22 protein-coding genes and 1 tRNA gene are annotated in these 22,330 nt (G+C 65.3%); 9 read left to right on the top strand and 14 right to left on the bottom strand.

Annotated features, from left to right (window positions below; genetic code table 11):
* Positions 1 to 84: 84 nt before the first annotated feature.
* The 3 genes from QMG28_RS03235 to QMG28_RS03225 all read right to left on the bottom strand — a co-directional run bounded on the left by QMG28_RS03235 (position 85) and on the right by QMG28_RS03225 (position 1,308).
* A complete protein-coding gene (locus QMG28_RS03235) occupies positions 85 to 456 on the bottom strand; it encodes a hypothetical protein (protein WP_281840726.1) in 372 nt (123 codons plus the stop codon).
* Between the two features lie 164 nt (positions 457 to 620).
* Positions 621 to 890 (bottom strand): 30S ribosomal protein S15, encoded by a 270-nt coding sequence (gene rpsO, locus QMG28_RS03230; RefSeq protein ID WP_281840725.1) that lies wholly within the window; start codon positions 888 to 890, stop codon positions 621 to 623.
* A 124-nt stretch (positions 891 to 1,014) separates the two neighbouring features.
* The gene (locus QMG28_RS03225) at positions 1,015 to 1,308 is read right to left on the bottom strand and encodes a DUF5665 domain-containing protein (RefSeq protein ID WP_281840724.1); all 294 of its coding nucleotides are present in this window, start codon (positions 1,306 to 1,308) and stop codon (positions 1,015 to 1,017) included.
* A gap of 174 nt (positions 1,309 to 1,482) precedes the next feature.
* Between QMG28_RS03225 and QMG28_RS03220 the strand changes: the two genes are divergently transcribed.
* Positions 1,483 to 2,784: a calcium-binding protein gene (locus tag QMG28_RS03220; protein WP_281840723.1), complete on the top strand. Its 1,302-nt coding sequence runs from the start codon at positions 1,483 to 1,485 to the stop codon at positions 2,782 to 2,784.
* A 520-nt stretch (positions 2,785 to 3,304) separates the two neighbouring features.
* Here the strand turns inward: QMG28_RS03220 and QMG28_RS03215 are convergent.
* Positions 3,305 to 3,958, bottom strand: coding sequence for a YggS family pyridoxal phosphate-dependent enzyme (locus tag QMG28_RS03215; protein WP_281840722.1), 654 nt, complete (start codon positions 3,956 to 3,958; stop codon positions 3,305 to 3,307).
* A 98-nt stretch (positions 3,959 to 4,056) separates the two neighbouring features.
* Positions 4,057 to 4,935, bottom strand: a complete 879-nt coding sequence (locus QMG28_RS03210) for a porin (protein WP_281840721.1) — start codon at positions 4,933 to 4,935, stop codon at positions 4,057 to 4,059.
* A 259-nt stretch (positions 4,936 to 5,194) separates the two neighbouring features.
* Between QMG28_RS03210 and QMG28_RS03205 the strand changes: the two genes are divergently transcribed.
* The 4 genes from QMG28_RS03205 to QMG28_RS03190 all read left to right on the top strand — a co-directional run bounded on the left by QMG28_RS03205 (position 5,195) and on the right by QMG28_RS03190 (position 10,003).
* Positions 5,195 to 5,698, top strand: coding sequence for a DUF3576 domain-containing protein (locus QMG28_RS03205; protein ID WP_281840720.1), 504 nt, complete (start codon positions 5,195 to 5,197; stop codon positions 5,696 to 5,698).
* 86 nt (positions 5,699 to 5,784) lie between these two features.
* Positions 5,785 to 8,331, top strand: a complete 2,547-nt coding sequence (gene leuS / locus QMG28_RS03200; protein ID WP_281840719.1) for a leucine--tRNA ligase — start codon at positions 5,785 to 5,787, stop codon at positions 8,329 to 8,331.
* Position 8,332: 1 nt separating this feature from the next.
* Positions 8,333 to 9,355 carry a DNA polymerase III subunit delta gene (gene holA / locus QMG28_RS03195; RefSeq protein ID WP_281840718.1) on the top strand — a complete coding sequence of 341 codons (1,023 nt, stop codon included), beginning with the start codon at positions 8,333 to 8,335 and terminating at the stop codon, positions 9,353 to 9,355.
* Between the two features lie 57 nt (positions 9,356 to 9,412).
* Positions 9,413 to 10,003: a glutathione S-transferase family protein gene (locus QMG28_RS03190; protein WP_281840717.1), complete on the top strand. Its 591-nt coding sequence runs from the start codon at positions 9,413 to 9,415 to the stop codon at positions 10,001 to 10,003.
* A 217-nt stretch (positions 10,004 to 10,220) separates the two neighbouring features.
* On the opposite strand, the gene QMG28_RS03185 is transcribed toward QMG28_RS03190, so the two are convergent.
* On the bottom strand, positions 10,221 to 10,364 hold the full coding sequence (locus tag QMG28_RS03185; RefSeq protein ID WP_281840716.1) for a hypothetical protein: 144 nt from the start codon (positions 10,362 to 10,364) through the stop codon (positions 10,221 to 10,223).
* 678 nt (positions 10,365 to 11,042) lie between these two features.
* Between QMG28_RS03185 and QMG28_RS03180 the strand changes: the two genes are divergently transcribed.
* Positions 11,043 to 11,115, top strand: a tRNA-Leu gene (locus tag QMG28_RS03180).
* On the opposite strand, the gene QMG28_RS03175 is transcribed toward QMG28_RS03180, so the two are convergent.
* Positions 11,109 to 11,261, bottom strand: a complete 153-nt coding sequence (locus QMG28_RS03175) for a hypothetical protein (RefSeq protein WP_281840715.1) — start codon at positions 11,259 to 11,261, stop codon at positions 11,109 to 11,111. The two genes, QMG28_RS03180 and QMG28_RS03175, sit on opposite strands and share 7 nt — an antisense overlap.
* 338 nt (positions 11,262 to 11,599) lie before the next feature.
* Here QMG28_RS03175 and QMG28_RS03170 point away from each other — a divergent pair, with 338 nt between their 5' ends.
* Positions 11,600 to 12,025 (top strand): hypothetical protein, encoded by a 426-nt coding sequence (locus QMG28_RS03170; RefSeq protein WP_281840714.1) that lies wholly within the window; start codon positions 11,600 to 11,602, stop codon positions 12,023 to 12,025.
* A 380-nt stretch (positions 12,026 to 12,405) separates the two neighbouring features.
* Here the strand turns inward: QMG28_RS03170 and QMG28_RS03165 are convergent, their stop codons facing one another.
* From QMG28_RS03165 to QMG28_RS03135, 7 genes are all read right to left on the bottom strand, one after another.
* Positions 12,406 to 13,350, bottom strand: coding sequence for an IS1595 family transposase (locus tag QMG28_RS03165; protein ID WP_281840713.1), 945 nt, complete (start codon positions 13,348 to 13,350; stop codon positions 12,406 to 12,408).
* A gap of 134 nt (positions 13,351 to 13,484) precedes the next feature.
* Positions 13,485 to 14,657, bottom strand: a complete 1,173-nt coding sequence (locus QMG28_RS03160) for a TIGR03862 family flavoprotein (protein WP_281840712.1) — start codon at positions 14,655 to 14,657, stop codon at positions 13,485 to 13,487.
* Positions 14,654 to 15,958 carry a mechanosensitive ion channel family protein gene (locus tag QMG28_RS03155; RefSeq protein ID WP_281840711.1) on the bottom strand — a complete coding sequence of 435 codons (1,305 nt, stop codon included), beginning with the start codon at positions 15,956 to 15,958 and terminating at the stop codon, positions 14,654 to 14,656. Before QMG28_RS03155 ends, QMG28_RS03160 begins: the two co-directional genes overlap by 4 nt.
* A gap of 158 nt (positions 15,959 to 16,116) precedes the next feature.
* Complete coding sequence (locus tag QMG28_RS03150) at positions 16,117 to 16,641, bottom strand: hypothetical protein (RefSeq protein WP_281840710.1); 525 nt, start codon at positions 16,639 to 16,641, stop codon at positions 16,117 to 16,119.
* Entirely contained in the window at positions 16,638 to 17,459 is an 822-nt protein-coding gene (locus QMG28_RS03145; protein ID WP_281840709.1) for a hypothetical protein, read from the bottom strand. Before QMG28_RS03145 ends, QMG28_RS03150 begins: the two co-directional genes overlap by 4 nt.
* Positions 17,459 to 18,310, bottom strand: coding sequence for a GNAT family N-acetyltransferase (locus QMG28_RS03140; protein WP_281840708.1), 852 nt, complete (start codon positions 18,308 to 18,310; stop codon positions 17,459 to 17,461). The genes QMG28_RS03145 and QMG28_RS03140 overlap by 1 nt, the downstream gene beginning before the upstream one ends.
* Entirely contained in the window at positions 18,310 to 19,032 is a 723-nt protein-coding gene (locus tag QMG28_RS03135) for a 16S rRNA (uracil(1498)-N(3))-methyltransferase (RefSeq protein ID WP_281840707.1), read from the bottom strand. The genes QMG28_RS03140 and QMG28_RS03135 overlap by 1 nt, the downstream gene beginning before the upstream one ends.
* Positions 19,033 to 19,064: 32 nt before the next feature.
* Here QMG28_RS03135 and ubiA point away from each other — a divergent pair, with 32 nt between their 5' ends.
* Positions 19,065 to 20,015, top strand: a complete 951-nt coding sequence (gene ubiA, locus QMG28_RS03130; RefSeq protein WP_281840706.1) for a 4-hydroxybenzoate octaprenyltransferase — start codon at positions 19,065 to 19,067, stop codon at positions 20,013 to 20,015.
* A gap of 98 nt (positions 20,016 to 20,113) precedes the next feature.
* Positions 20,114 to 22,327 (top strand): OmpA family protein, encoded by a 2,214-nt coding sequence (locus tag QMG28_RS03125; protein ID WP_281840705.1) that lies wholly within the window; start codon positions 20,114 to 20,116, stop codon positions 22,325 to 22,327.
* Positions 22,328 to 22,330 lie beyond the last annotated feature (3 nt).

Here is a 22,330-nt window from a genome sequence, read left to right as displayed (position 1 = left end):
CTCAGATGGGGGGGCCATACAGGAAAAGGCGCTACAAGGAAACAGATTTTCCTCAAGGGTTCTTGCCAAACAACCCGACTACCCTCAGTCCGGAACCTCGACATTCGGCACGAGGTTGGCGCGCGCCATGGCTCCCATCCATGCCACGAAATTCGCCGCCTCCGCGGGTGTGTGCATCAGCGTGTCAGGATCGGCCCCATTGATGGCCCCCCAGGTTTCGAGCGCATGGCACACCTTGGCCGCACTTGCCGGCCCCCAGCGCCCGTCCGGCACCAATTCCCTGTAGCCGGCCATCGCATTGAACTGGAGCTGAACATTGAACAGGTCGATCTGGTTTGCGGTGAAATGCTCTGCGAGCAGGGCCATCGACTGCACATATCCGGGGCGGCTGCAATCCTGAGCGTTTGCTGCAGAAGCAAGCGAGATAAGAACGGTCGCGAGGATGATGCGGCGCATGGAGCCCTCCAGTTTCGTCGCATCGAAGGATAGACCAGCCTCAGGCCCTCTCCAAAACAAAACGCCCGCGCTTCTCAGCGCGGGCGCTCCTGAATCTCTACCGGTGTCGGCCCGCGGGTTTTCTTCAAAAACCCGCTACACCGACTCGGCGTGCAAGCACGCCGTTAGCGGCGGATGCCGAGGCGTTCGATCAGGCTCAGATAGCGGCCTTCGTCTTTCGCCTTGAGGTAGTCGAGCAGCTTGCGGCGCTGGGCAACCATCATCAGAAGGCCACGGCGCGAGTGGTTGTCCTTCTTGTGGGTCTTGAAGTGCTCGGTCAGCGTCGCAATGCGCGAGGTGAGGATCGCCACCTGGACTTCCGGCGAGCCGGTGTCGCCTTCCTTGGTGGCGTATTCTTTCATCAGGCGCTGTTTTTCTTCAACGGTGATCGACATCGGGGTCTCCTTCACGAGTTAGAGTTGATGGCGCAGGCCGGGATGTCGTCCAGCACAGGCCCCTGGAGTGGTCCGGGCGAACCCGGATGCGCGCGTATAGGAGATTCCCGCAGGCTTGAAAAGCCTAATCTGGCGGTGCGCTGGTCTGGATTTCCTCGATGAGCTGCTGCGCCCAGTCGCCCAGAACCGGGATGAAATCTATCGAGCCGAGCATCCGGATCAGGAAAGCCAGCAGGATCGTGCCGCCGAGCACCGAGCCGAGCCCAAAAGCCAGGCCCCGCACGAGGCTCCAGAACGCCACCTGCCACAGCGAGCTTTCGACGCGGAAGTAGCGCTGCTCGTTCAGCCGCACCACCTCGGCGCGCAGCGCCTGCAGCTCGGCGGCCAGTGTCTCGTTCGGCGTGCTCTCGTCCGGCATCCCGTCCTCCCGTCGCCGCCAGCCTAACCCGGCCGGCATTAACCTTGCCAGTCGTTAACAAACAATTGTCGATACTATCCTTTTCGGATTTCACCCGGCCAGTGGTATCACCGGGCATGTATCAGGGGTGGTACCATGTTCTTTGCGTTACTCTTTCTCGGGCTCCTGCCCGTTATGTTCCTGGCTGATCTCATTCCCGGCGCGCAGGACGATGCCGGGGCGGCGGATGACGATGACGCATCGGCGGACGAGCCGGCCGGACCGGCCGGGGGCATGTTCATCCCGGGCTTCACCGAAGACGAGGAAAGTGACGGGGTGCTGAGCCCGATCACCGGCGATGAGGCACCCTTCGCGGGCGAGGATGTGCCGCCCGATGAGGTGCTGAAACCCGTCGAGGAGGACGAAGAGCCGGTCATCGGCGGCGAGACCGACCCGGACGAGCTGCTCGACCCGGTGGACGAACCGGGCGAGGACGCACCCGCACCGCAGGACGCCACGCTTCTGCAACGGCTTCTCGGGTCTCAGACGGATTTCAGCGCAGGCGCGGGCTGGCTCGGCAAATACGGCCCCGATACCGATGAGACGGAGCTGGCGGGCAACGAAGATCATACCGAGGAAGACGAGGACACAAACCCGATCCTGCCGGTCATTCTCGCCAGCCGCGACGGCACCCCGGCGATCGGCAGCGCCGGTCCGGTCAATGTGATTTCGGGCGGTGAGGGCGACACTCGGATCACCCTCGGCTCAACCCCGGCCTATGCCTTTGGCGGCGATGGCAGCGATACGATCACCGGCGGCGCCGGCGCGGCGGCGATCTTTGGCGGGGCCGGGGATGACAGGCTCGCCGGAACCGCAACCGCCACCTGGATCGACGGCGGCGAGGGCGACGATGTAATCGCCGGTGGCGAGGGCGATGACACCCTGTGGGGCGGCGCGCATGGCGCGGGCGATGACGCGGTGCAGGATGACGATGCCATCTCCGGCGGTGACGGCGACGACCATATCGCCGGCGGCTACGGCGCCGATACCCTGTCCGGCGGCGCGGGTGATGACGTGATCGACCATCTCGGCCGGGTCGAGCAGACCTATTCGGTGCCGCATCACGAATTTGCCTGGCACATCGATAATGACGCAGACACGCTCGATGGCGGCGCGGGGAATGACACGCTGATCATGGACCGCGCCGACAGTGCCATTGGCGGCACCGGGCATGACACCTTCTGGGTCTATTTCGACGATGCCACGGGCAGCGGCGCGGCGGATGTGGGCGATTTCAGCGTGGGCGAGGACTTTCTGCGCATCACGCTGAACCCCGATCTCGACCATGGCGACATGGCCCTGCGCGTCGAACCTTCGGCGGACGGGCAGGACGCCATCGTGCGGGTGAACGATGCCATCGTCGCCATCCTGCGCGGTGCACCGAACGCCACCGGGGCGGATGTGCTCGTGGAAGTGACCGGGAACATCTTCGGCTGACGCGGCAGGGTATCGGTATCAGAGCAACAATCGGTCGATGGCGGATTAGCCGGGCGGTTCGACATCTGCCCTTGCCCCTGTCCAGGCAGCGCGCTGCTGCGCTGTAAGTCCGGCGGCACCGCCGGCCAGCCCGCCAATCCGCCCTGCGCCCCGGTCCTCCCCGGCAGGTGTACCTGGCTCACACCCGAGCCGGGCAAAGGCCCCGCGATCTTCGTCAACCACCGGATGCCGCGCGGCCGGATCGGCCTGCGGGAGATGGGCTGACAGATGCTCCGGCGCCCCTCGTAGTCACCGGCGAATCTCACGCCAAAGCAGTGACGCATCCGAAATATCTGTTAATTTTCAACACTATACCAGAACCCTAGAGTTCTAGAGTTCTAGAGTTCTAGAGTTCTAGAGTTCTAGAGTTCTAGAGTTCTAGAGTTCTAGAGTTCTAGAGTTCTAGAGTTCTAGAGTTCTAGAGTTCTAGAGTGTGGTCGGCCAGAAGCCCTTTCCCGTCAACCCGACCAGGCCTGATGGATCAGGAATATACCCGCTCTCCGAAGATGGCCGAGCCAACGCGCAGATAGGTGGCGCCCTGCGCCACGGCCTTCTCGAAATCGCCCGACATGCCCATCGACAATTCCGCGATCCCGTTGCGCCCCGCAATCTTCCGGAGCAGCGCGAAGTGGAGCGAGGGCTCCTCGTCGGCCGGCGGGATGCACATCAGCCCCTCGATCTCCAGCCCGAGGCCCCGGCATTCCGCAATGAAGGCATCCGCATCGGCGGGCATGATTCCGGCTTTTTGCTCTTCCTCGCCGGTATTGACCTGCACGAAAAGGCGCGGGCAATGGCCCAGTTCATCCTTGAGGCGGGCAATGCTGCGGGCCAGCTTCGGGCGGTCCAGCGTTTCGATCGCGTCGAACAGCTCCATCGCCTGGCGCACCTTGTTGGTCTGCAGCGGGCCGATCAGGTGAAGCTCGACACCGGGAAAGCGCTCTTTCAGCTCCGGCCATTTCGCCGCCGCTTCCTGCACCTTGTTCTCACCAAACAGCCGGTGGCCTTCCTCGAGCACGGCGATCACCCGTTCGAGCGGCTGCACCTTCGAAACGGCCACGAGCCGGGCCGAGCCGGGCGCGCGCCCGGTGCGTTCTTCTTCGGCCCGGATACGGTCAAGGATGTCGGAAAGCGGCATGGGTCATCTCCTGTCTCGCTCCCGAGAGACCACAGACCGCCCAAAAAGAAAAGAGCGGGCCAAAGCCCGCTCTTCCCTGTTCAAATCCCTGATTGGGATCAGAACGCCATGGACACGCCGAGCTTGAACAGCTCGCTGTCGGTGGCGTCGTCGTGGATCGCAGCACCGTCGATCGACACACCGCCGCCGAGGTCGTACGAAGCGGTCAGACCGGCGTCGAAGCCCCAGTTCACACCGGCGTCGTCTTCGTCGACGAACGCACCGATGGTGTAGGCGCCCGACGAGTAGGCCACATCGGCTTGCCAGTCGAGGTCGGAGTTGGTGATCGAGTAGTCGAGATCAACACCGGCCGAGAAGGCGCCGAAGGTGGCGTCGATGCCGACGCCGACCAGGTGCTCAGCACCAGCGGCGGTCGCGTCCCAGGCGTCGAAGTCGTACTCGGCATAGACCGAGTAATCGCCGAACGAGTAGGTGCCGGTCACGCCGAGGTCACCATTGGTGCCGGTCGCGCCGTCGATCGCGACGGTGTAGTAGGCGTTGACGCTGAAGTCACCCCAGGTGTTCGAGTAGGCGAACACAACGTCCCAGTCGGTGGTGGTCGCACCAGCGCCCGAGCCATCGTCGTCATAGGTCACGGTCACTTTGCCCCAGTCACCCGAGAGGTAGACCGACGCGTTGGAGATCGACGAACCGTCTTCGGAAAGCAGGCCGAAGGTGGTGGTGGTGTAGTCGTCGTCGAAGCTCAGGCCACGGGCCGAAACGGTAACCGACGCACCGGCTTCCAGACCGGTATCGGTCGTGGTCATCATGCCGGCGGTGAACTCGGCCGAGACTTCCGGAGCGAAGGTGCCGGCGCCGAGGTTGGAGTAGGCAACACCAGCGTAGGCAGCGCCCGAGAAGGTGAAGTTTGCATTGTCAGCAGCGGCGAAACCGGCGGTACCCACCAGGATCGTCGAAGCGAGAAGGATCTTTTTCATTTCGTTTCCCTCGTTTTCTCTAAAGGTGCACCTCAATCCAGGGGAATCCGAATTGAGTATGCTGTTTCCTCTCTCTTTCCCGGGGTCATTGCAAGCGATCCAGCACGAAGCCCGCGATTGCTCCGCGGTATGGTGCAGCTATGCCACAGTCTTGTATGTGCCCCCGCCTGCCGCACTCTATAGAGGGCGGGGAAAACGCTTGCCCGTGCTTGGGGCGTTGGTTACTTAGAGACAGATTTAGGACGAGCGGGGCATTCTCATGCGCATCGGGCAGACCACCACAAAGCTCTTTATCGTCACGGGCCTGCTGGCTCTGGCGGGCTGCGGCGACGGTGGCTTTGGCAATTTCTTTGGCGGCGGCACCGAAACGGTTGTCGTCAACAACGAACGCCCCGCGCGCGAACGCTCGCGGCCCGAGCGCGAGACGATCTGGGATCTCTTCGCCGACCGCGACGATCCCAACACCACCGTCGAGGTCAACAAGTACCTGTGGAACGCCGCGCTCGACGTGCTGAACTTCATGCCGCTCGAAGCCGCCGACCCGTTCACCGGCGTCATGGTCTTCGGCTACGGCACCCCGCCGGGCGGCGGCGGCGCCTACAAGGCCACCGTCTTCGTGCGCGACCCGGCGCTCGACGCCCGCTCGATCGAGGTTGCCGTGCAGTCGCGCGGCGGTGCCGTCTCGACCGAGACCGCCCACAAGATCGAAGACGCGATCCTGGCCCGCGCCCGTCAGCTTCGCATTCAGGATTACAATCTCTGATCCCCGGGGCTGGACCCCGCGAATACGCATGATTAAACCAGCGCCGGGCCCCGAGCCCGGCGTTTTCATATCCGGAGTACCCGCGCATGTCCCGCTACGACGCGAGCATCATCGAACCGAAATGGCAGAAAGCCTGGGACGAGGCCGGCACGTTCGAGGCCCGGCGCGACACCTCGAAGCCGAAATATTACGTGCTCGAAATGTTCCCCTACCCGTCCGGCCGCATCCATATCGGCCATGTGCGCAACTACACGATGGGCGACGTGGTGGCGCGCTACAAGATGGCGACCGGGCATAACGTGCTGCACCCGATGGGATTTGACGCCTTCGGCATGCCCGCCGAAAACGCCGCGATGGCTTCCGGCGGGCATCCGAAAACCTGGACCTACGACAATATCGACACGATGGTCGCCCAGATGAAGCCGCTCGGCTTCGGGCTCGACTGGAGCCGGATGTTCGCCACCTGCGACCCGGACTATTACGGCCAGCAGCAGGCGATGTTCATCGACATGCTGGAGAAGGGCCTCGTCTACCGCAAGAACGCGGTGGTCAACTGGGACCCGGTCGATATGACCGTGCTCGCCAACGAACAGGTGATCGACGGCAAGGGCTGGCGTTCCGGCGCCGAGGTGGAACGGCGCGAACTCACGCAATGGTTCTTCAAGATCAGCGACTTCTCGGAAGAACTGCTGGAGGCCATCGACACGCTGAAAGACTGGCCCGAGAAAGTGCGGCTGATGCAGGCCAACTGGATCGGCAAATCGCGCGGGTTGCGCTTCTCGTTCGAGCCGGCGGGCAAAGGCGAGCCCATCGAGGTCTTCACCACCCGGCCCGACACGCTGCTGGGCGCGGCCTTCGTCGGCATTTCCCCCGATCACCCGATTGCCCGGAAGCTCGAAGCGGAAAACCCCGACATTGCGAAATTCGTCGCCGAATGCCGCAAGGGCGGCACCACGGCGGAGGCCATCGAAACCGCCGAGAAACTGGGCATGGATACCGGGCTGCGCATGAAGCACCCGCTCGACGAGAACTGGGAACTGCCGGTCTGGATCGCCAATTTCATCCTGATGGATTATGGCACCGGCGCGATTTTCGGCTCGGCAGCGCATGACCAGCGCGACCTCGATTTCGCCCGCAAATACGGCCTGCCGGTGATCGACACGTTCTTCGATCTGAACGATCCGAAGCCGGTGGAAAACGAAGCCTTCCTGCCGCCGAAAACGGAAAAGGTGAAATGGGTCAACCATTTCGCCGGGCTCGATGTGGCCACCGGCGAAGAAGCCATCGAGGCGACGATTCGCTTCGCCGAAGAGCAGGGCTGGGGCAAAGGCGTGACCCAATACCGCCTGCGCGACTGGGGCCTCTCCCGCCAGCGCTACTGGGGCTGCCCGATTCCCATCGTCCATTGCGACACCTGCGGCGCGGTGCCGGAGAAGAAGGAAAACCTTCCCGTCCGCCTGCCCGACGACGTGAATTTCGACACGCCGGGCAATCCGCTCGACCGTCATCTCACCTGGCGCCACACCGAATGCCCCAGCTGCGGCGGCCCCGCCCAGCGCGAAACCGACACGATGGACACCTTCGTCGATTCGTCCTGGTATTTCGCCCGCTTCACCAACCCCCATGCCGACACGCCCACCGTGGCGGAAGACGTGGCCTATTGGATGAACGTCGATCAATATATCGGTGGCATCGAGCACGCGATCCTGCACCTGCTCTATTCGCGCTTCTTCGCCCGCGCCATGCACATCACCGGGCACCTGCCCGAGAAGTGCAAGGAACCGTTCAACGCGCTCTTCACCCAGGGCATGGTGACGCACGCGATCTTCAAGACGACGAGCGCCGATGGCCGCCCGGTCTACCACTACCCCGAAGAGGTCGAGCTGCGCGACGGCAAGGGCTTCCTCAAGGCGGGCGGCGCGGAAGTGGAAATCGTGCCCTCCGCCAAGATGTCGAAGTCCAAGAACAACGTGGTCGACCCGGTGAATATCGTCGAGCAATACGGCGCCGACACGGCCCGCTGGTTCGTCATGTCCGACAGCCCGCCCGAGCGCGATGTGGAATGGACGGCAGCCGGCGCCGAGGCCGCCGCGAAGCACCTCGCCCGTGTCTGGCGTCTGGCCGACGAGATCGCCGATCTGCAGGGCGACGGCAGCGGCGATGACGATCTGCTGCGCGACATGCACAAGACGATCGACGCGGTGACCAAGGGGATCGACGGTTTCCTGTTCAACACCTCGATCGCCCGGCTTTACGCCTTCACCAACACGCTCACCAAATCCACCGCCGGCGCGGCGGCCAAGCAGCAGGCGGCGAAGGTGATGGCGCAGCTCATGTCGCCGATGACTCCGCATCTGGCCGAAGAAATCTGGGCACGTCTCGGCGGCGAGGGCCTCGTGGCCAATGCCCCCTGGCCCGTGGCCGATCCCGCGATGCTGGTGGAAAACACCGTCACCCTGCCCGTGCAGGTCAACGGCAAGCGGCGCGACGAGATCACCGTGCCGAAAGACATGGCCAAGGACGAGATCGAGAAGCTGGCGCTCGCCACCGATGGCGCCATACGCGCGCTCGACGGCAAGGCGCCGAAAAAGGTGATCGTGGTTCCGGGCCGGATCGTCAACGTGGTCGCCTGAGATGAAGCTCACCCCCCGCGACGCCCCGCGCTTCTTCGCGAAGCCCGAGCCGGGCCGCACCGGGGTGCTGATCTATGGCGCCGACGCGATGCGCGTGGCCCTGAAGCGGCAGGAACTGATTGCAAACCTCGTCGGCCCCGAGGGCGAGGAAGAAATGCGCCTCACCCGCATCCCGGCAAGCGAGCTGCGCAAAGATCCGGCCCTGCTGTCGGATGCGATCAAGGCACAGGGCTTCTTCCCCGGCCCGCGCGTGGCCTTCGTCGAAGACGCAACCGATACGCTCGCCAAAACCATCACCCCGGCGCTCGACGACTGGCAGGAGGGCGACGCCACCGTCGTGGTAACGGCGGGCACGCTCACACCACGCTCGGCCCTGCGCAAGTATTTCGAGAGCCACACCAACGCCTATGCGGTGGGCGTCTACGACGACCCGCCCACCCGCGACGAGATCGAGGCCGAACTCGCCAAGGCCGGGCTGCGCCAGATCGCCCCGGAAGCGATGACCGACATCACCGGCCTGTCGCGCGTGCTCGATCCCGGCGATTTCCGCCAGACCATCGAAAAGCTGTCGCTCTACAAGCTGAACGATCCCACACCCACCACGCCCGCCGACGTTCTGGCCTGCGCCCCCGCCTCCACCGAGGCCGAGATGGACGATGTGCTGCACGCCACCGCCGAAGCGCGGGCGGGCGATCTCGGCCCGCTTCTGGCCCGGCTGGAAGCGCAGGGGGTGCAGCCGGTCGGCCTCTGCATCGCCGCCACCCGGCATTTCCGCACCCTCCACCTCGCCGCATCAGACCCGGAAGGCCCCGCCAGGGGCATCGCCCGCGCCCGCCCCCCGGTGCATTTCAAATCGCGCGACAGGATGGTCCGCCAGGCCCAGGCCTGGGGGGTGAACCGGCTGGAAGCGGCGTTGGAACTGCTGATCGACACCGATCTGCAACTGCGCTCCTCCTCCCGCGCCCCGCAGGCGGCGCTGATGGAACGCGCGCTGATCCGGCTGGCCTACATGCCGCGCGGCTGACCCGGCCCTTGCCATTCTGCCGCCCGCTCTGGCTAATAGGCGAAACGGGAGGACGGCATGTACCAGGTCTACGGCAATCTCGACACCCGCACCTTTCGCGTGCTGTGGATGCTGGAAGAGCTCGGCGCGGGCTACAGCCATATCAAGGCCGCCCCGCACTCGGACGAGGCCCGCGCGGTGAACCCGGCGGGCAAGGTGCCGGTGCTGATCGCCGATGGCGTGGCGCTCACCGATTCCGTCGCGATCATGAGCTTCCTCGCCGACCGTCACGGCCAGTTCACCTATCCCTGCGGCAGCACCGAACGCGCGCGGCAGGACGGGTTCACCCATTTCATCAACGACGAACTCGACGCCGCACTCTGGACCGCCGCCCGCCACAGCTTCGTGCTGCCCGACGACAAGCGCGTGCCGGCGGTGAAAGCCTCGCTCAAATGGGAGTTCGAACGCAGCGTGAACGAGCTCATGCGGCGCATGGGCGAGGGGCCCTTCCTGATGGGCGACGAGATGACCCTGCCCGACATCCTCGCCGCCCATTGCGGCAACTGGGCCTTCGGCGCCAAATTCCCGCTGACCAACGAGGCGTTCAACGCCTATGTGAAACGGATGCGCAGCCGCGCGGCGTTCAAACGGGTGCGGGCGCTGGCCTGAACCCCGGGCGCGACGGGCCACCCGGCGTAACCTTGTCGCGACCGCCCGCACACGCCCTGCATCCGTCCCGACATCACGGCACCCGCCGCAACATCACGCACACCGCCTTCTGTCCCCGGCACGCCGGCGCAACATCACCGCAACCGCGCCCCGTCCTCGCCGCGCCGCATGTCATCGCCCCACACCTGCCGCATCGTCACCGCCGCGCCCGCCGCCCTCACCGCGCCGTCAGCCCTCGCGCCACGCCTGTCGCATCATCACCGCCACGCCCGCCGCCCTCATCGCTCCGCCAGCCCTCGCCCCACACCTGTCGCATCATCACCGCCGCGCCCGGCATCCATCGCCCGACAACCTGCCGCATCGTCACCGCCGCGCCCGCCGCCCTCACCACACCGCGAGCACTCGCGCCACGCCTGGCGCATCATCGCCGCCGCGCCCGGCATCCTTCGCCCCACACCTGCCGCATCATCACCGCGGCAACCGCCCACCCTCCTCACCGCGCCGCCGGCCCTCGCCCGACACTTGCTGCATCATCACCGCAGCAACCGCCCACCCTCCTCACCGCTCCGTCATCACTCGCGCCACCCCTGGCGCATCATCGCCGCCGCGCCCGGCATCCCTCGCCCCACACTTGCTGCATCATCACCGCAGCAACCGCCGCCCTCACCGCTCCGCCAGCCCTCGCCCCACACCTGCCGCATCGTCACCGCCGCGCCCGCCGCCCTCACCGCACCGCCAGCCCTCGGCCCAAACCGCCGTACCATAACCGCCGCGCCCGGCATCTCCACGGCACCCGGTGCAGCCTGCCCGCAATCCTTCCCCGCCTGTCCCACGGCAACGGTCTCCCATCTCTCCTCCAAGCACCGCGCCCGAGCGCTCACCCCGCCCGCCATCGCCTCCGGCAACAGCCCGGCCAGCCCCACCTCCGGGCCTTTGTCCAGGCATTAACCTTAATGCCGATTAACCTTAGGCGATGACATACTTGACGCACCACACGATTGTAGTTAGTCAAAGTCTGTCGGCCTCTTTTGAGGTTGTCAGTGGGTAGCGCAGTTGGTTAGCGCGCTCGATTGAGGGTCGAGAGGTCGCCGGTTCGAGCCCGGCCCTACTCGCCCCTTTCCCCTTCCTTCGGTTTCGGCTTGGCGAGCTTCTTCAGTGCAGCGTCGAACTTGGCTTCGTCATCATTTGTGCCGAGTTCGCGGGCGGCTTCTTTGAACTTCTCGGATTGTGACTTCTGTGGTTTCTTCTGTGTGCCCATTTTGGTCTTGCTTTCGCGGATGATTCGGTAATTCTGATCGTCGCATTTCTAGAATAGTCAACTGCCTGTTGATGTTTCAAAAGTTAGTTGAATCATAACACATTGAAAACGCTTAATATCCTTGCGGCTGATTTATATTAGCAACGTTGTCGTTGACTCTTAGGCAGGCGACTTCCACAATCCTAAGCGTGGGTTACAGCCCACGACACAACATATAGGCCCCGTAGCGGAATTGGTAGACGCAGCCGTCTTTAAAACGGACACCGTGCAAGGTTTGTGGGTTCGAGTCCCACCGGGGCCACCACTGAAAGGAGGACGCTATGGCAAGAGCGCCCACTATGGCTGATCTTCGTATGCGCCTGGAAGTTATCCAGCGCGACATTGAGAAACTCAAAGCCCAAGAAACTCTACTGCTTGAAATGCTTCAAGAGGTGCCAGCCGCTAAGAAAGGTGGCAGGGCAAGAAAGGGTAGTGTCAAGCAGACTGTCATTGATCTGCTGACCGAAGTTGGGAGCAAAGGCCTAAATGCAAATTCTGCTTTGGATCTGGCGAAGGGAAAAGGGATCGAACTAGAGCGAGGCTCCGTATCCAGTCTGCTTTCGCGTCTCAAGCATGACGGCGTGGTTGTTTATGACGATGATGTTTACCGCCTTACAGAGTTTGCGAATCAAGAACCCAGTCAATCTCAACCAAAACCTGCACCAGCCTATCCGGTTTCAGGAGTGGTGCACAGAATGAGAACCTCGGGCGACAAAGCGTTCTGAATGTCGCTCAGAAGGCCCGCCCCCTCAGACACTAGCCGTGGAAAGCAAATCTGAGGGAGCGGTTCACGTCCAATAGAGGAGAACCCCTATGGACAAACCAAAAGACGACAAGCGTGTCGTCTATCGGCCCTACATCACGACAAAGGACGGTCGTCGTATCTGGGCCAAGTGGTACGGAAAGAAAGCGTTCAGGATCGAACTCTGACCATCCACTTCTGAACTCGGAGGGAGCGGGTATCCGCTCCCTCTTTTCGTGGTAGACGCAGCCCGGCAAGCCGGTTCCGTGCAAGGATTTCTGCCACCACTTAAATTCAATGTAAGATTATTTTTCCTGCGGTGAAGAACTTCATAACGCATTGTCATTTGCGTGAATCAGAAGTCTATTGCGCATAGGTTAGGCGCTTTCCTACAATTGATTGTAGGGCAATTGTAGCCCTTGACCGATCATCCACACCATTTGCGATCCGATGGTTATAGCGGAAATCAAATTCCGCGAGATAGCGGTGCAAGTGGCGTTTACTGGTGTGCTGATACACACCTTTCATGCCGCGCTTGAAGATCGAGAAATATCCTTCGACCGTGTTCGTGGTGACTTCGCCGCGCACATACTCATCTTTGCGGTGCTGAACGGTCTGATGATCCGCGAACTCGCGGCCAACCGGCAGATACCAAGAGCCTTCATCCGTGAACAGGCGGGCTTCGCGCGCCATGTTCTCCTGAAGGATCGGAAGGATCGTGTTCTTGTTGACCGCATCGACCACGAAGCTTTTTGCACGACCGCTGTTGCGATCCACAAGGCTCAGAACCTTCATCTTGTGGTGATAGTGACGCTGGCCCGGTTTCTTCGGTCGATCCGGGTCATTGCCGATGAACGTTTCGTCAGCTTCCACCACGCCGCCGCCGCCACCCATCGGAGACAGATCGCCATCGCGCATTGCTTCGCGGATACGGTGAGACAGGAACCACGCGGACTTCTGCGTGATTTCCAGCGTGCGCGCGAGTTGGTGGCTGCTGATGCCCTTCTTGCTGGACACCATCAGGTGAATGGCTTGGAGCCATAGGTGAAGGTCGATGTGGCTTTCTTCGAAGATGGTGCCTTTGCGGACCGTGTATTGCTTACCGCATTCCTTGCACTTGTAGAGGCCATGGCGCTCTTTGCCTTCCGGGTTCTTCTTGCTCGGTTTGGAGCGCACGCCGGTCAGTTTGTAGGCGTTATCTACCACGCCGCAATGCGGGCAGACCGTGCCATCCGGCCACAGCAGGCTTTCAACGTGCTCGAAGGCGGCGGACTCGTCGTGCATGTAGGCGGCGGAAAGAACTGACATAACCTTATCTCCTTGACTCCAATATATGAAATTAGGTCTGGTTTGTCAAGTATGTCATCGCCTAACCTTAACGGCCCCTTCATCCTTGCAAAAATACTCGCCGGGGGTCCGGGGGTGGCAAACCCCCGGCTCTCTCAGCCAGCCCGACGCGCCGCCGCGGCGCCCGCAGCCCGCCCCGTGGCCAGACAGCCGGTGAGCAGATAGCCCCCGGTCGGCGCTTCCCAATCCAGCATTTCCCCGGCGGCGAATACCCCCGGCAGCGCCCGCAGCATGAAGCCGTCCAGCGCGTCGGCATGAATGCCCCCGGCGGTCGAGATCGCCTCGTCGAGCGGGCGCAGCCCCGCATGACGCACCGGCAGCGCCTTCACCAGCCGCGCCAGCGCAGCACCGTCCGGCAGCGGGCGGCCAAATTCCATCAGCAGCGCCAGGCGCGCCGGGTCGAGCTTGAGCGCCTTGCGCAGATGGGCCGCCATCGTCGCCTTGCCGCGCGGGCGGGCCAGGCGGGCGGCCACCTCGTCCGGCGACCAGTCCGGGCAAAGATCGAGCCTAAGCGCCGCCCCCTCGCGCACCGCTTTCGACACCGCGTAGATCGCGCTGCCTTCCAGCCCGCGCGACGAGATCACGAATTCCCCGCGCAGGCTGGTCTCACCCGCCGTGAGCCGCGCCACCTTCACCGGCGCGCCGAAATGCCTGCGCATATGCGCCGACCACGCCACCGAAAGCCCGGCATTGGCCGGCGCGAAGGGCGCGAGCGCCACGCCTTTCGCGGCAAGCCCATCCGCCCAGGCGCCGTCCGAGCCGAGCCGCGCCCAACTCGCACCGCCGAGCGCCAGAACCGTCACCTCCGGGCGCAGCACCTCACGCCCCCCCGGCGTGTCGAAGGCCAGCCCGTCGCCATCGAACCCCAGCCAGCGCCAGCGGGTGCACACCTCGATCCCCCGCCCGTCCAGCGCCTGCAGCCAGGCGCGCAGAAGCGGCGAGGCTTTCATCGCTTTGGGAAAGACCCGGCCCGACGAGCCGGTAAACACCGCCTGCCCCAGTCCGCGCGCCCAATCGGCAACCGCCTCGGGGCCGAACGCCGCCACCGCCTCGCGCACCGGCCCCGCCACGCTGCCGGAATAGGCACTCAAAAAAACGTCGAGCGGCTCGTCCTTGGTGAGATTGAGGCCGGATTTCCCCGCCATCAGCAGCTTGCGGCCCACCGAGGGCCTGGCCTCGGCCACCAGCACCGAAAGCCCCGCCCCGGCAAGCGCATCCGCCGCCATCAGCCCGGCCGGCCCGGCCCCGATGACCAGCGCCCGGCTCACGCCGCGCCGCCGCCCTTTATCTCGATCACCCGATGCGGATAGGGGATCTCGATATCGGCCTCCTTCAGCGCGTTCCAGATCGCGAAAAGCACCTGAGACGTGTATTTGTTGCGCCCGTCGTCAATGCCGTTCACCCAGAATTCGCAGGCAAAATCAATGCCCGACTCGCCAAAGCCGCGCAGCTCGCAATCCGGGCCCTCCGGATCGGTGAGAACGAAATCGAGCTTCGCCACCGCCGCCTCGATGATCGCCGGCACGCGGTTGATGTCGGTCTTGTAGGAGACGGAAAAGGGCGCCTCATAGCGGTTGGCGCTGCCCGAATCGGAATAGTTCGTCACCCGGGTGACGATGAAATCCTCGTTCGGCACCACGATCCAGCGCCCGTCGAAGGTTTCCAGAATCGCGGCACGCGCGGTCATCTTCACGATGGTGCCCGCCTCGCCGCCATCCAGCTCCACATAATCGCCCACGGTCGCCTGCCCTTCGAGCAGCAGGATCACCCCCGAAATGAAGTTCGACGCGATCTTCTGCAGCCCGAAGCCAAGGCCCACACCGATCGCGCCGCCAAGCACGGCGAGCGAGGTCAGCGAGATACCCATGATGTTCATCAGCAAAAGGAAGGCGGCGCCGAAAATCGCGATCTCCGCCGCCTTGATCGCCAGCGTGCGGGTGGCCGGGCGCAGGTCTTGCTGCTGGCCGATAAAGGCCGCCGACTGATCGTTCGACCAGCGCCCGAGCCAGAACAGCACGCCCCCCGCGATCACCCCGCGCACGATGGACAGCACCGAGAACGAGATATTGCCCATCGTCACCGTAAGCCCGGCAAGCCAGACGACGATTTCGTCGGTCAGCCCAAGCGCGTAGAGCGCGGCGACGGGCACGAGGATATAGCGGCCAAGCAGGCGCAGGAACGGGTCGGTGACGATGTGCTTCACCAGAATGCGCGCGGCGAGGAACAGGAACACCCGCTTGCCGAAGGCGATCACCGCGCCGGAGCCGAAGAGCGAGCGCGTCACCTGTTCGCCCATCGCGGTGAAGGCATAGGCCAGAAGCGGCAGCAGCAGCGGCAGAAAGATCAGCACGAAGCGGCGCGCCCGCGCAACGATGTGGCGCTGCGCCTCCGGCGGCGCGATCACCCGCTTCAGCACCGGGCCAAGCCGCTTGGCCGCGAAAAATGCGGCGAGATAGGCCAGCACCAGCAGCGCGAATTGCGACCATGCGGCAGGCGAGGTCAGCCAGCCCTGGGCGATCTCCCAGCCATCCTGCGCAGCCGCCAGCGCCTTCTCGATCAGGTTGTCCATCCCGTGCACCCCTTACTTGCGTCAAACCCGTTGGCGCCTACCCTGTGGCATCGCGCAGGCTTTGAAACAAGAGGAAGAAGCGCCCGGGCCCGCCCGCTTCTCGGCAAAACCCGCCCGGTATCCACCCGCACAAAGCCCCGGCGCCGCGCCGCCGGATGTCAGTGGAGCCGGTGCACCCCCGGCCGCGGCGGCGCGCGCCAGATCACCGTGAGGCCCGCCGGGCCTGAGCGGCTCGCCCGGATCGCGGCTTCGATATCCACGCCCGGCAGAGCCGTCAGCGCATCGAACAGCGCTTCCGTCCCCTCCGCGCTCACCGGCACGCGCAGGATCTCGCCCCCGGCGGTGAAACGCCAGACAGGCAAGCCCGCCCGGTCCGGCCCGATGGCCACCTCCGAGAGCATATCGAGCGAGACGATCCCGCCACCCACGGGGGCGAAATAGGCGATCTGGCGTTCATCCACCTCGACAACGCCAAGCCCGCCATGCCCGCCATGAAAGCGCGCCCGCTGCGCCGACGCCCAGAGCAGCGCCGCGCCCCCCAGCACCAGCGCCCAGCCGATCCAGCGGATCAGCCCAAGCGAGGTCAGCCCCCACCACAGCCCGAGCGCCAGCACCGCAGCCGCCGCGATGGCACCGCGCCAGCGCCGCAGCGCGATGATCGCCTCGGGGCGCAGAAAGCTCATCGGTGATCCCCCTTGTTCCGGTCGTCATACGGTGCGCGGATACGTTCGAATGACATATCGGAGAAATTGCGGATCGGGCGGTGATCGTGCAACTGCCCGTCTGGCCCGATCCGGGCGAAATGCAGCCCGCCTTGCGCGGCGAAATGCAGCCCGTCCTGCCAGATATCGGCCCATTCCCAGTCCGGGTGATCGACCCGCGCTTTGCCGGGCAAAACCAGCGCGTAACGGTTGGCGACGATCGACCGGTTGGCGGCCTGCGTCTCAAACCGCAATTCGATCCGCCAGCCACCGGCCAGTTCGCGCCACAGCCCTGCGCCATAGCCGGGCACGCTGTCGGCCTGCCATCCGCGCCGCTGCATCGCCGCAGCGTAAAGCCCACCCATGTGAAACCCGTCGGTGCTGTGCGGCATCGCCGTGTTTGCCGCCGGAACCAGACCATCGGCATCGTTGGGCAGGGGGCCGCCGCCGTTCAGAAACACCTCGCCTTGTTCGGTGAACGCACCGCCGCCACCCCATGTGCTGTCCTGCGGCAGAAAGGCGATCGCGTGCAGATAGGGCGCGCGCGAAATCGCGGTCCACCACGGCGCGCGGCCTTCCCGCACGCCGCCCTTGCCCGCAAAATAGATCATGTGCCGCCCGTCAGGCGACAGATCGGCGCGATGTTCGTAGATGCGGCCATGCAGCCATTGACCGAGCTCGAACGAGTCGCTGGCGCGGTGCCAGCCGATGCTTGCCACTTGCTGCGTCGGGCCGCGGCGGAGAATGACCGCATAATCGCTCGCCGTCGCCGTCATGATATGCAGGCGCGGGGCAACCATCAGCCGATCACCACCGGCTCTTTCAGGAAGACCAGCGCATAGGTGCCGATCCGCTCGAAGCCAATCGCCTCATAGGCGCGGCAGGCGGCGGGGCCGGAGGCGAAGAGGATCGCGGTTGTCACCCCGTCACCGCGCAACTCGTCCATGTGCAGCGCGACCGCCCGGCGGGCATGGCCCCGGCCGCGCAGGTCCGGCGGCGTGTAGACGCCGCCGATCTGCACCATGTCGGGCAGGCGGGCGTTGAGCGCCGTCATCGCGACGGGGGTGCCGTCGCTGATCAGCAACCGGGTGTCATCGCCCTTGATGGCGCGCTCCGCCCGTTCGCGGGATTCGGTGGCGACCCGTCCGGGCGTGCCCATCCGCAACTCGGTGACATAGGCCGCGTTCCAGCGTTCCAGAAGGGCGCGGTCGGCCTCGATGGGGCGGCGAATGCCTCCGGTGCCATCGGGGAGGCGCAGCCTGTCCAACGAAAGACGAAACAGCGGCTCCGGATCGTCGAGCGAAAGCGCGGCCCGCCCGATGCCCAGCGCGCGTTTGCTTTGGGCCACCTGCGCCTCTTCCCCGCTGAGTCCGGCCAGTTCACGGCCCCGCAGGCAACCGGCGAAGGCGTCCCACAAGCTGTCGGGCGCGCCGGGCGCCTGGCTCATGGCGAACCCCCCGTTGGAAATGCCGAAGATCGCGGCGATTTCGCCGCCCGTTTCCGCAATCCAGTATTCGGTGCCATGCGGGTCGTTCCGCTCGAACAGGCCGAAATTGTGCAGATTGCCGCGCAGGAACATCGAGGTTTCGGCATGGGCGGCCAGGAAGGTCTCCATCGCCGCCTCGTCACCGGCCCTGGCCGGGCGCAGCATCACCAATCCCCGCGCGTCGACTGCCACAGCGTCAGCGCGGCGACGGCGGCGGTATCGGCGCGCAGGATGCGCGGGCCGAGGCTCACGGCATGGGCCTGCGGCATCGCCTGCAGGCGCTTGCGCTCGCTGTCCGAAAAGCCGCCCTCCGGGCCGATCAGGATCGCCCATTTCCCGCCCCCTGCGGCGCCCAGCACCTCGCGCGCACCCACCAGCGCCTCGTCGCAGAACATGATCTGCCGATCGTCGGGCCAGCCCTCCAGCAGCCGGTCGAGCCGCTGCAACTCCTCCACCGCCGGCACGAAGGTGCCGCCGCATTGCTCGGCAGCCTCGACGGCATGAGCCTGCAGCCGGTCCTGCCGGATACGCTCGGAATTGGTAAACGCGGTCTGCACCGGCATGATCCGCGCCGCCCCCATCTCGGCGGCCTTCTCGACGATGAAATCGGTGCGCGCCTTCTTGATCGGCGCGAAGATCAGCCACAGGTCCGGCGGGTCGAGCTGCGGCGCGGACTGGCCCAGCACGGCAAGCCGCCCGCCGCGTTTGCCCGCCTCGGCCACCTCCGCCGTCCACTCGCCGGCATGGCCGTTAAACAGCGCCACCCGCGCGCCCTGACCAAGCCGCATCACCCCGAACAGGTAATGCGCCTGCTCGCGGGTCAGATCGACGGATTGCCCCTCACCGAGCGCTGCGTCTACAAAGAGGCGGATTTTCTCACGGCTCATCATGGGGGCACGATATGGCGGCGGACCGAAACATGCCAGAGGCACACGGACAGGTGGCCGACGCGGTGAAGGGCAACTGGGTCGATCACCGCGCCCCGGCCTGGAGCCGGCCCTATCTGCGCCTGTCGCGCGCCGACCGCCCGATCGGCACCTGGCTGCTGCTGCTGCCCTGCTGGTGGGGCCTGCTGCTCGGGATCGGCGAGACCGGCGATATCGGCTGGCAGGATGCCTGGATCGCGCTCGGCACCGCCATCGGCGCATGGCTCATGCGCGGCGCCGGCTGCACCTGGAACGATATCACCGACCGCGACTTCGACGCCGCCGTCGAGCGCACCCGCAGCCGCCCGATCCCCTCGGGGCAGGTCAGCGTGACGCAGGCGCTCGGCTGGCTCGTCGGGCAATCGCTTGTCGCCTTCCTGATCCTGCTCACCTTCCACCCCAACGCCATCCTGCTGGGCTTTGTCGCGCTGGGGCCGGTGGCGATCTACCCCTTCGCCAAGCGCTTCACCTGGTGGCCGCAGATCTTCCTCGGCCTTGCCTTCAACTGGGGCGCGCTGCTCGCCTATACCGCCCATACCGGCCATCTCGGCTGGCCCGCCGTCGCGCTCTACCTCGCCGGCATTGCCTGGACACTGTTCTACGACACGATCTACGCCCACCAGGACAAGGAAGACGACGCGCTGATCGGCGTCAAATCCACCGCCCGGCTGTTTGGCGAAAACACCGTGCCCTGGCTGCGCGCCTTCCTGATCCTCACCGTGGTGCTGATGGCGCTGGCCATCACCCTCGCCTTCATGCCGGACCGCTCGGCGCTGGCGCTGGTGGTGGCGCTCGGCGGCGCATGGTTCATGGGCTGGCACATGTCGTGGCAGCTCCGCGCGCTCGACACCGAAGATCCCGATACCTGCCTGCGCCTGTTCCGCGCCAACCGCGATGCCGGGCTGATCCCTGTGCTGTTTCTTGCCGCAGCGGCGCTCCTGTGATTGCGCCCCGCAGCCGCAGGCCGTAAGGAAACCCAACCAGACCCGCAACCGGACGATAAATATCCATGCGCCTGCCGCGTATTTCCGAACTTCGCAACATGCCAAGCGTGTTGGTCGCCGTGGTTTTCGCGCTGGCGGCGCTGATCTCGGTATCGGTCGCCTGGGGCGCCATGACCGCGATCGAGGCGGTCTCGAAAAGCGCCATCGACCGCGGCCTGCTGCTTGAGGGCGAGGATTGGGCGCAGGTCGAAACCAACGGGCTGCAGGTCGTGCTGTCCGGCACCGCGCCAAACGAAAGCGCCCGCTTCCACGCGCTCTCCATCGCCGGTGGCGAGGTCGATGCCGGACGGGTGATCGACCGGATGGAAGTGCCGCCGCCCGCCGCGATCGTCCCGCCCGCCTTCTCCATCGAGATGCTGCGCAACGAGGCCGGGATCTCGATGATCGGCCTGATCCCCGCCGCCACCGACCGCGAGGATCTGGGCCAGCGCATCCAGCGGATCGACCTTGAACACGCGGTGACCGACCTGCTCGAAACCGCCGATTACCCGGTGCCCGAATTGTGGGATATGGCGCTGAACTACGCGCTCGACGCGGTGGCGATGCTGCCCCGCTCCAAGATCTCGATCCGGCCCGACCGCGTCGCCATCGAAGCCATCGCCGACAGCGCCGATCAGAAGGCGAACTGGGAGCGCACGCTGCGCCAGCGGGTGCCCGGCGGCGTCCGGCTCACGCTCGATATCTCGGCGCCGCGCCCGGTGATCACCCCCTTCACCCTGCGCTTCACCATCGACGAAAACGGCGCGCGGTTCGATGCCTGCACCGCCCATACCGAAGCGGGGCGCACCAAGATCGTCGCCGCCGGGATCGCGGCGGGCGTGCGCGGGCGGCCCAATTGCACCATCGGCCTTGGCGTGCCCTCGCCGGACTGGCCCGATGCCGTCTCGCGCGGGATCGGCGCGCTGCGCGAAATGGGCGGCGGCTCGCTCACCTTCGCCGATGCCGATGTGACGCTGGTCGCCGCCGAAGGCACACCGCAGGATACCTATGATCGCGTCATCGGCGAGCTTGAGGCCGATCTGCCCGACGTTTTCTCGCTGCACGCGGTTCTGCCCGAGCCGGTCTCGATTTCGGGCACCGGCGAAGCCTCGGGGCCGCCCGAATTCGTCGCCACGCTCAGCCCGGAAGGGCAGGTGCAGCTGCGCGGGCGTGTGGCCGACGAGCAGGAGCGCACGATTGTCGAAAGCTTCGCCCGGGCGCGGTTCGGGATCGACAAGGTCTATTCCGCCATGCGCCTCGATCCGGACCTGCCGCGCGGCTGGTCGGTGCGCACGCTGGCGGCGCTCGAAGCGCTCGACCAGCTCGCCAACGGCGCGGTGGTGGTGCAACCGCTCGTTGTCGATGTGCGCGGCGTCACCGGCGATCAGGAAGCCTCCGCCGAGATTTCGCGGCTGTTGTCGGAAAAGCTGGGCGAGGCCGAGGATTTCCGCGTCAATGTCAGCTACGAGGAAAAATACGATCCGCAGGCGGCCCTGCCCACGCCGCAGGAATGCGTGGCCGGGATCAACACCGCGATGACCGACCAGAAGATCACCTTCGCACCGGGCTCCGCCGAGATCGAGCTTGCCTCGGGCCGGACCGTCGACCGGATCGCGGAGATTCTGAAAACCTGCCCCGATGTGGCGATGGAAATCGGCGGCTATACCGATAGCCAGGGCCGCGAGGAAATGAACCAGGCCCTGTCGCAGCGGCGTGCCGAGGCGGTGCTCTCGGCCCTGCTGGCCCGCCGCGTGCTGACGACGAACCTCTCGGCGCATGGCTATGGCGAAGAAAACCCGATTGCCGATAACGGCACCGAAGAGGGCCGCGAAGCGAACCGCCGGATCGAATTCCGCCTGATCGGCGCCGAGGGCGAACCCGTCGCGGCGGAGGGCGAGCCGGCGGCGGAAGACGGCACCGGCGATACCCCCGAACAAGACGGCGCCGCCGAACTGCCCGACATCCGGCCCGAAGCCCGCCCCGACGATGCGGCGGAGAGCACCGGCGAAGATGCGGCGGAGGCCGTGGAAGAAGACACGCCCGCCGAAGACGATGCCACCGCGACGGCAGAGGATACCGCCACCGGCGACGAGGCGGCCACCGAAGCCGCCGGGGCGGACACTGGCGAGACGGCAGACACCGGCACAGCCGACACGGCGCAAGCCGAGGCCGAAGCCGAACCGGCCGACGAGCCGGTGGTGGTCGATCCCGAGCTTGCGGGCATCCGCCCGAAACCGCGCCCCGCGCAAGACGGCGAAGCCGCAACGGAGTAGGAC

The organism is Sinisalibacter aestuarii, assembly GCF_027923545.1.
GTDB classification, from domain to species: domain Bacteria; phylum Pseudomonadota; class Alphaproteobacteria; order Rhodobacterales; family Rhodobacteraceae; genus Sinisalibacter; species Sinisalibacter aestuarii.
This window is presented reverse-complemented; position numbering and strand designations above follow the sequence as displayed.

What these genes read in the sequence shown, in the direction of transcription:
- QMG28_RS03235 (WP_281840726.1), bottom strand. Translation starts at nt 456, where the DNA reads ATGCGCCGCATCATCCTCGCGACCGTTCTTATCTCGCTTGCTTCTGCA.
- rpsO (WP_281840725.1), bottom strand. Translation starts at nt 890, where the DNA reads ATGTCGATCACCGTTGAAGAAAAACAGCGCCTGATGAAAGAATACGCC.
- QMG28_RS03225 (WP_281840724.1), bottom strand. Translation starts at nt 1,308, where the DNA reads ATGCCGGACGAGAGCACGCCGAACGAGACACTGGCCGCCGAGCTGCAG.
- QMG28_RS03220 (WP_281840723.1), top strand. Translation starts at nt 1,483, where the DNA reads ATGTTCCTGGCTGATCTCATTCCCGGCGCGCAGGACGATGCCGGGGCG.
- QMG28_RS03215 (WP_281840722.1), bottom strand. Translation starts at nt 3,958, where the DNA reads ATGCCGCTTTCCGACATCCTTGACCGTATCCGGGCCGAAGAAGAACGC.
- QMG28_RS03210 (WP_281840721.1), bottom strand. Translation starts at nt 4,935, where the DNA reads ATGAAAAAGATCCTTCTCGCTTCGACGATCCTGGTGGGTACCGCCGGT.
- QMG28_RS03205 (WP_281840720.1), top strand. Translation starts at nt 5,195, where the DNA reads ATGCGCATCGGGCAGACCACCACAAAGCTCTTTATCGTCACGGGCCTG.
- leuS (WP_281840719.1), top strand. Translation starts at nt 5,785, where the DNA reads ATGTCCCGCTACGACGCGAGCATCATCGAACCGAAATGGCAGAAAGCC.
- holA (WP_281840718.1), top strand. Translation starts at nt 8,333, where the DNA reads ATGAAGCTCACCCCCCGCGACGCCCCGCGCTTCTTCGCGAAGCCCGAG.
- QMG28_RS03190 (WP_281840717.1), top strand. Translation starts at nt 9,413, where the DNA reads ATGTACCAGGTCTACGGCAATCTCGACACCCGCACCTTTCGCGTGCTG.
- QMG28_RS03185 (WP_281840716.1), bottom strand. Translation starts at nt 10,364, where the DNA reads ATGCGGCAGGTTGTCGGGCGATGGATGCCGGGCGCGGCGGTGATGATG.
- QMG28_RS03175 (WP_281840715.1), bottom strand. Translation starts at nt 11,261, where the DNA reads ATGGGCACACAGAAGAAACCACAGAAGTCACAATCCGAGAAGTTCAAA.
- QMG28_RS03170 (WP_281840714.1), top strand. Translation starts at nt 11,600, where the DNA reads ATGGCTGATCTTCGTATGCGCCTGGAAGTTATCCAGCGCGACATTGAG.
- QMG28_RS03165 (WP_281840713.1), bottom strand. Translation starts at nt 13,350, where the DNA reads ATGTCAGTTCTTTCCGCCGCCTACATGCACGACGAGTCCGCCGCCTTC.
- QMG28_RS03155 (WP_281840711.1), bottom strand. Translation starts at nt 15,958, where the DNA reads ATGGACAACCTGATCGAGAAGGCGCTGGCGGCTGCGCAGGATGGCTGG.
- QMG28_RS03150 (WP_281840710.1), bottom strand. Translation starts at nt 16,641, where the DNA reads ATGAGCTTTCTGCGCCCCGAGGCGATCATCGCGCTGCGGCGCTGGCGC.
- QMG28_RS03145 (WP_281840709.1), bottom strand. Translation starts at nt 17,459, where the DNA reads ATGGTTGCCCCGCGCCTGCATATCATGACGGCGACGGCGAGCGATTAT.
- QMG28_RS03140 (WP_281840708.1), bottom strand. Translation starts at nt 18,310, where the DNA reads ATGCTGCGCCCGGCCAGGGCCGGTGACGAGGCGGCGATGGAGACCTTC.
- QMG28_RS03135 (WP_281840707.1), bottom strand. Translation starts at nt 19,032, where the DNA reads ATGAGCCGTGAGAAAATCCGCCTCTTTGTAGACGCAGCGCTCGGTGAG.
- ubiA (WP_281840706.1), top strand. Translation starts at nt 19,065, where the DNA reads ATGCCAGAGGCACACGGACAGGTGGCCGACGCGGTGAAGGGCAACTGG.
- QMG28_RS03125 (WP_281840705.1), top strand. Translation starts at nt 20,114, where the DNA reads ATGCCAAGCGTGTTGGTCGCCGTGGTTTTCGCGCTGGCGGCGCTGATC.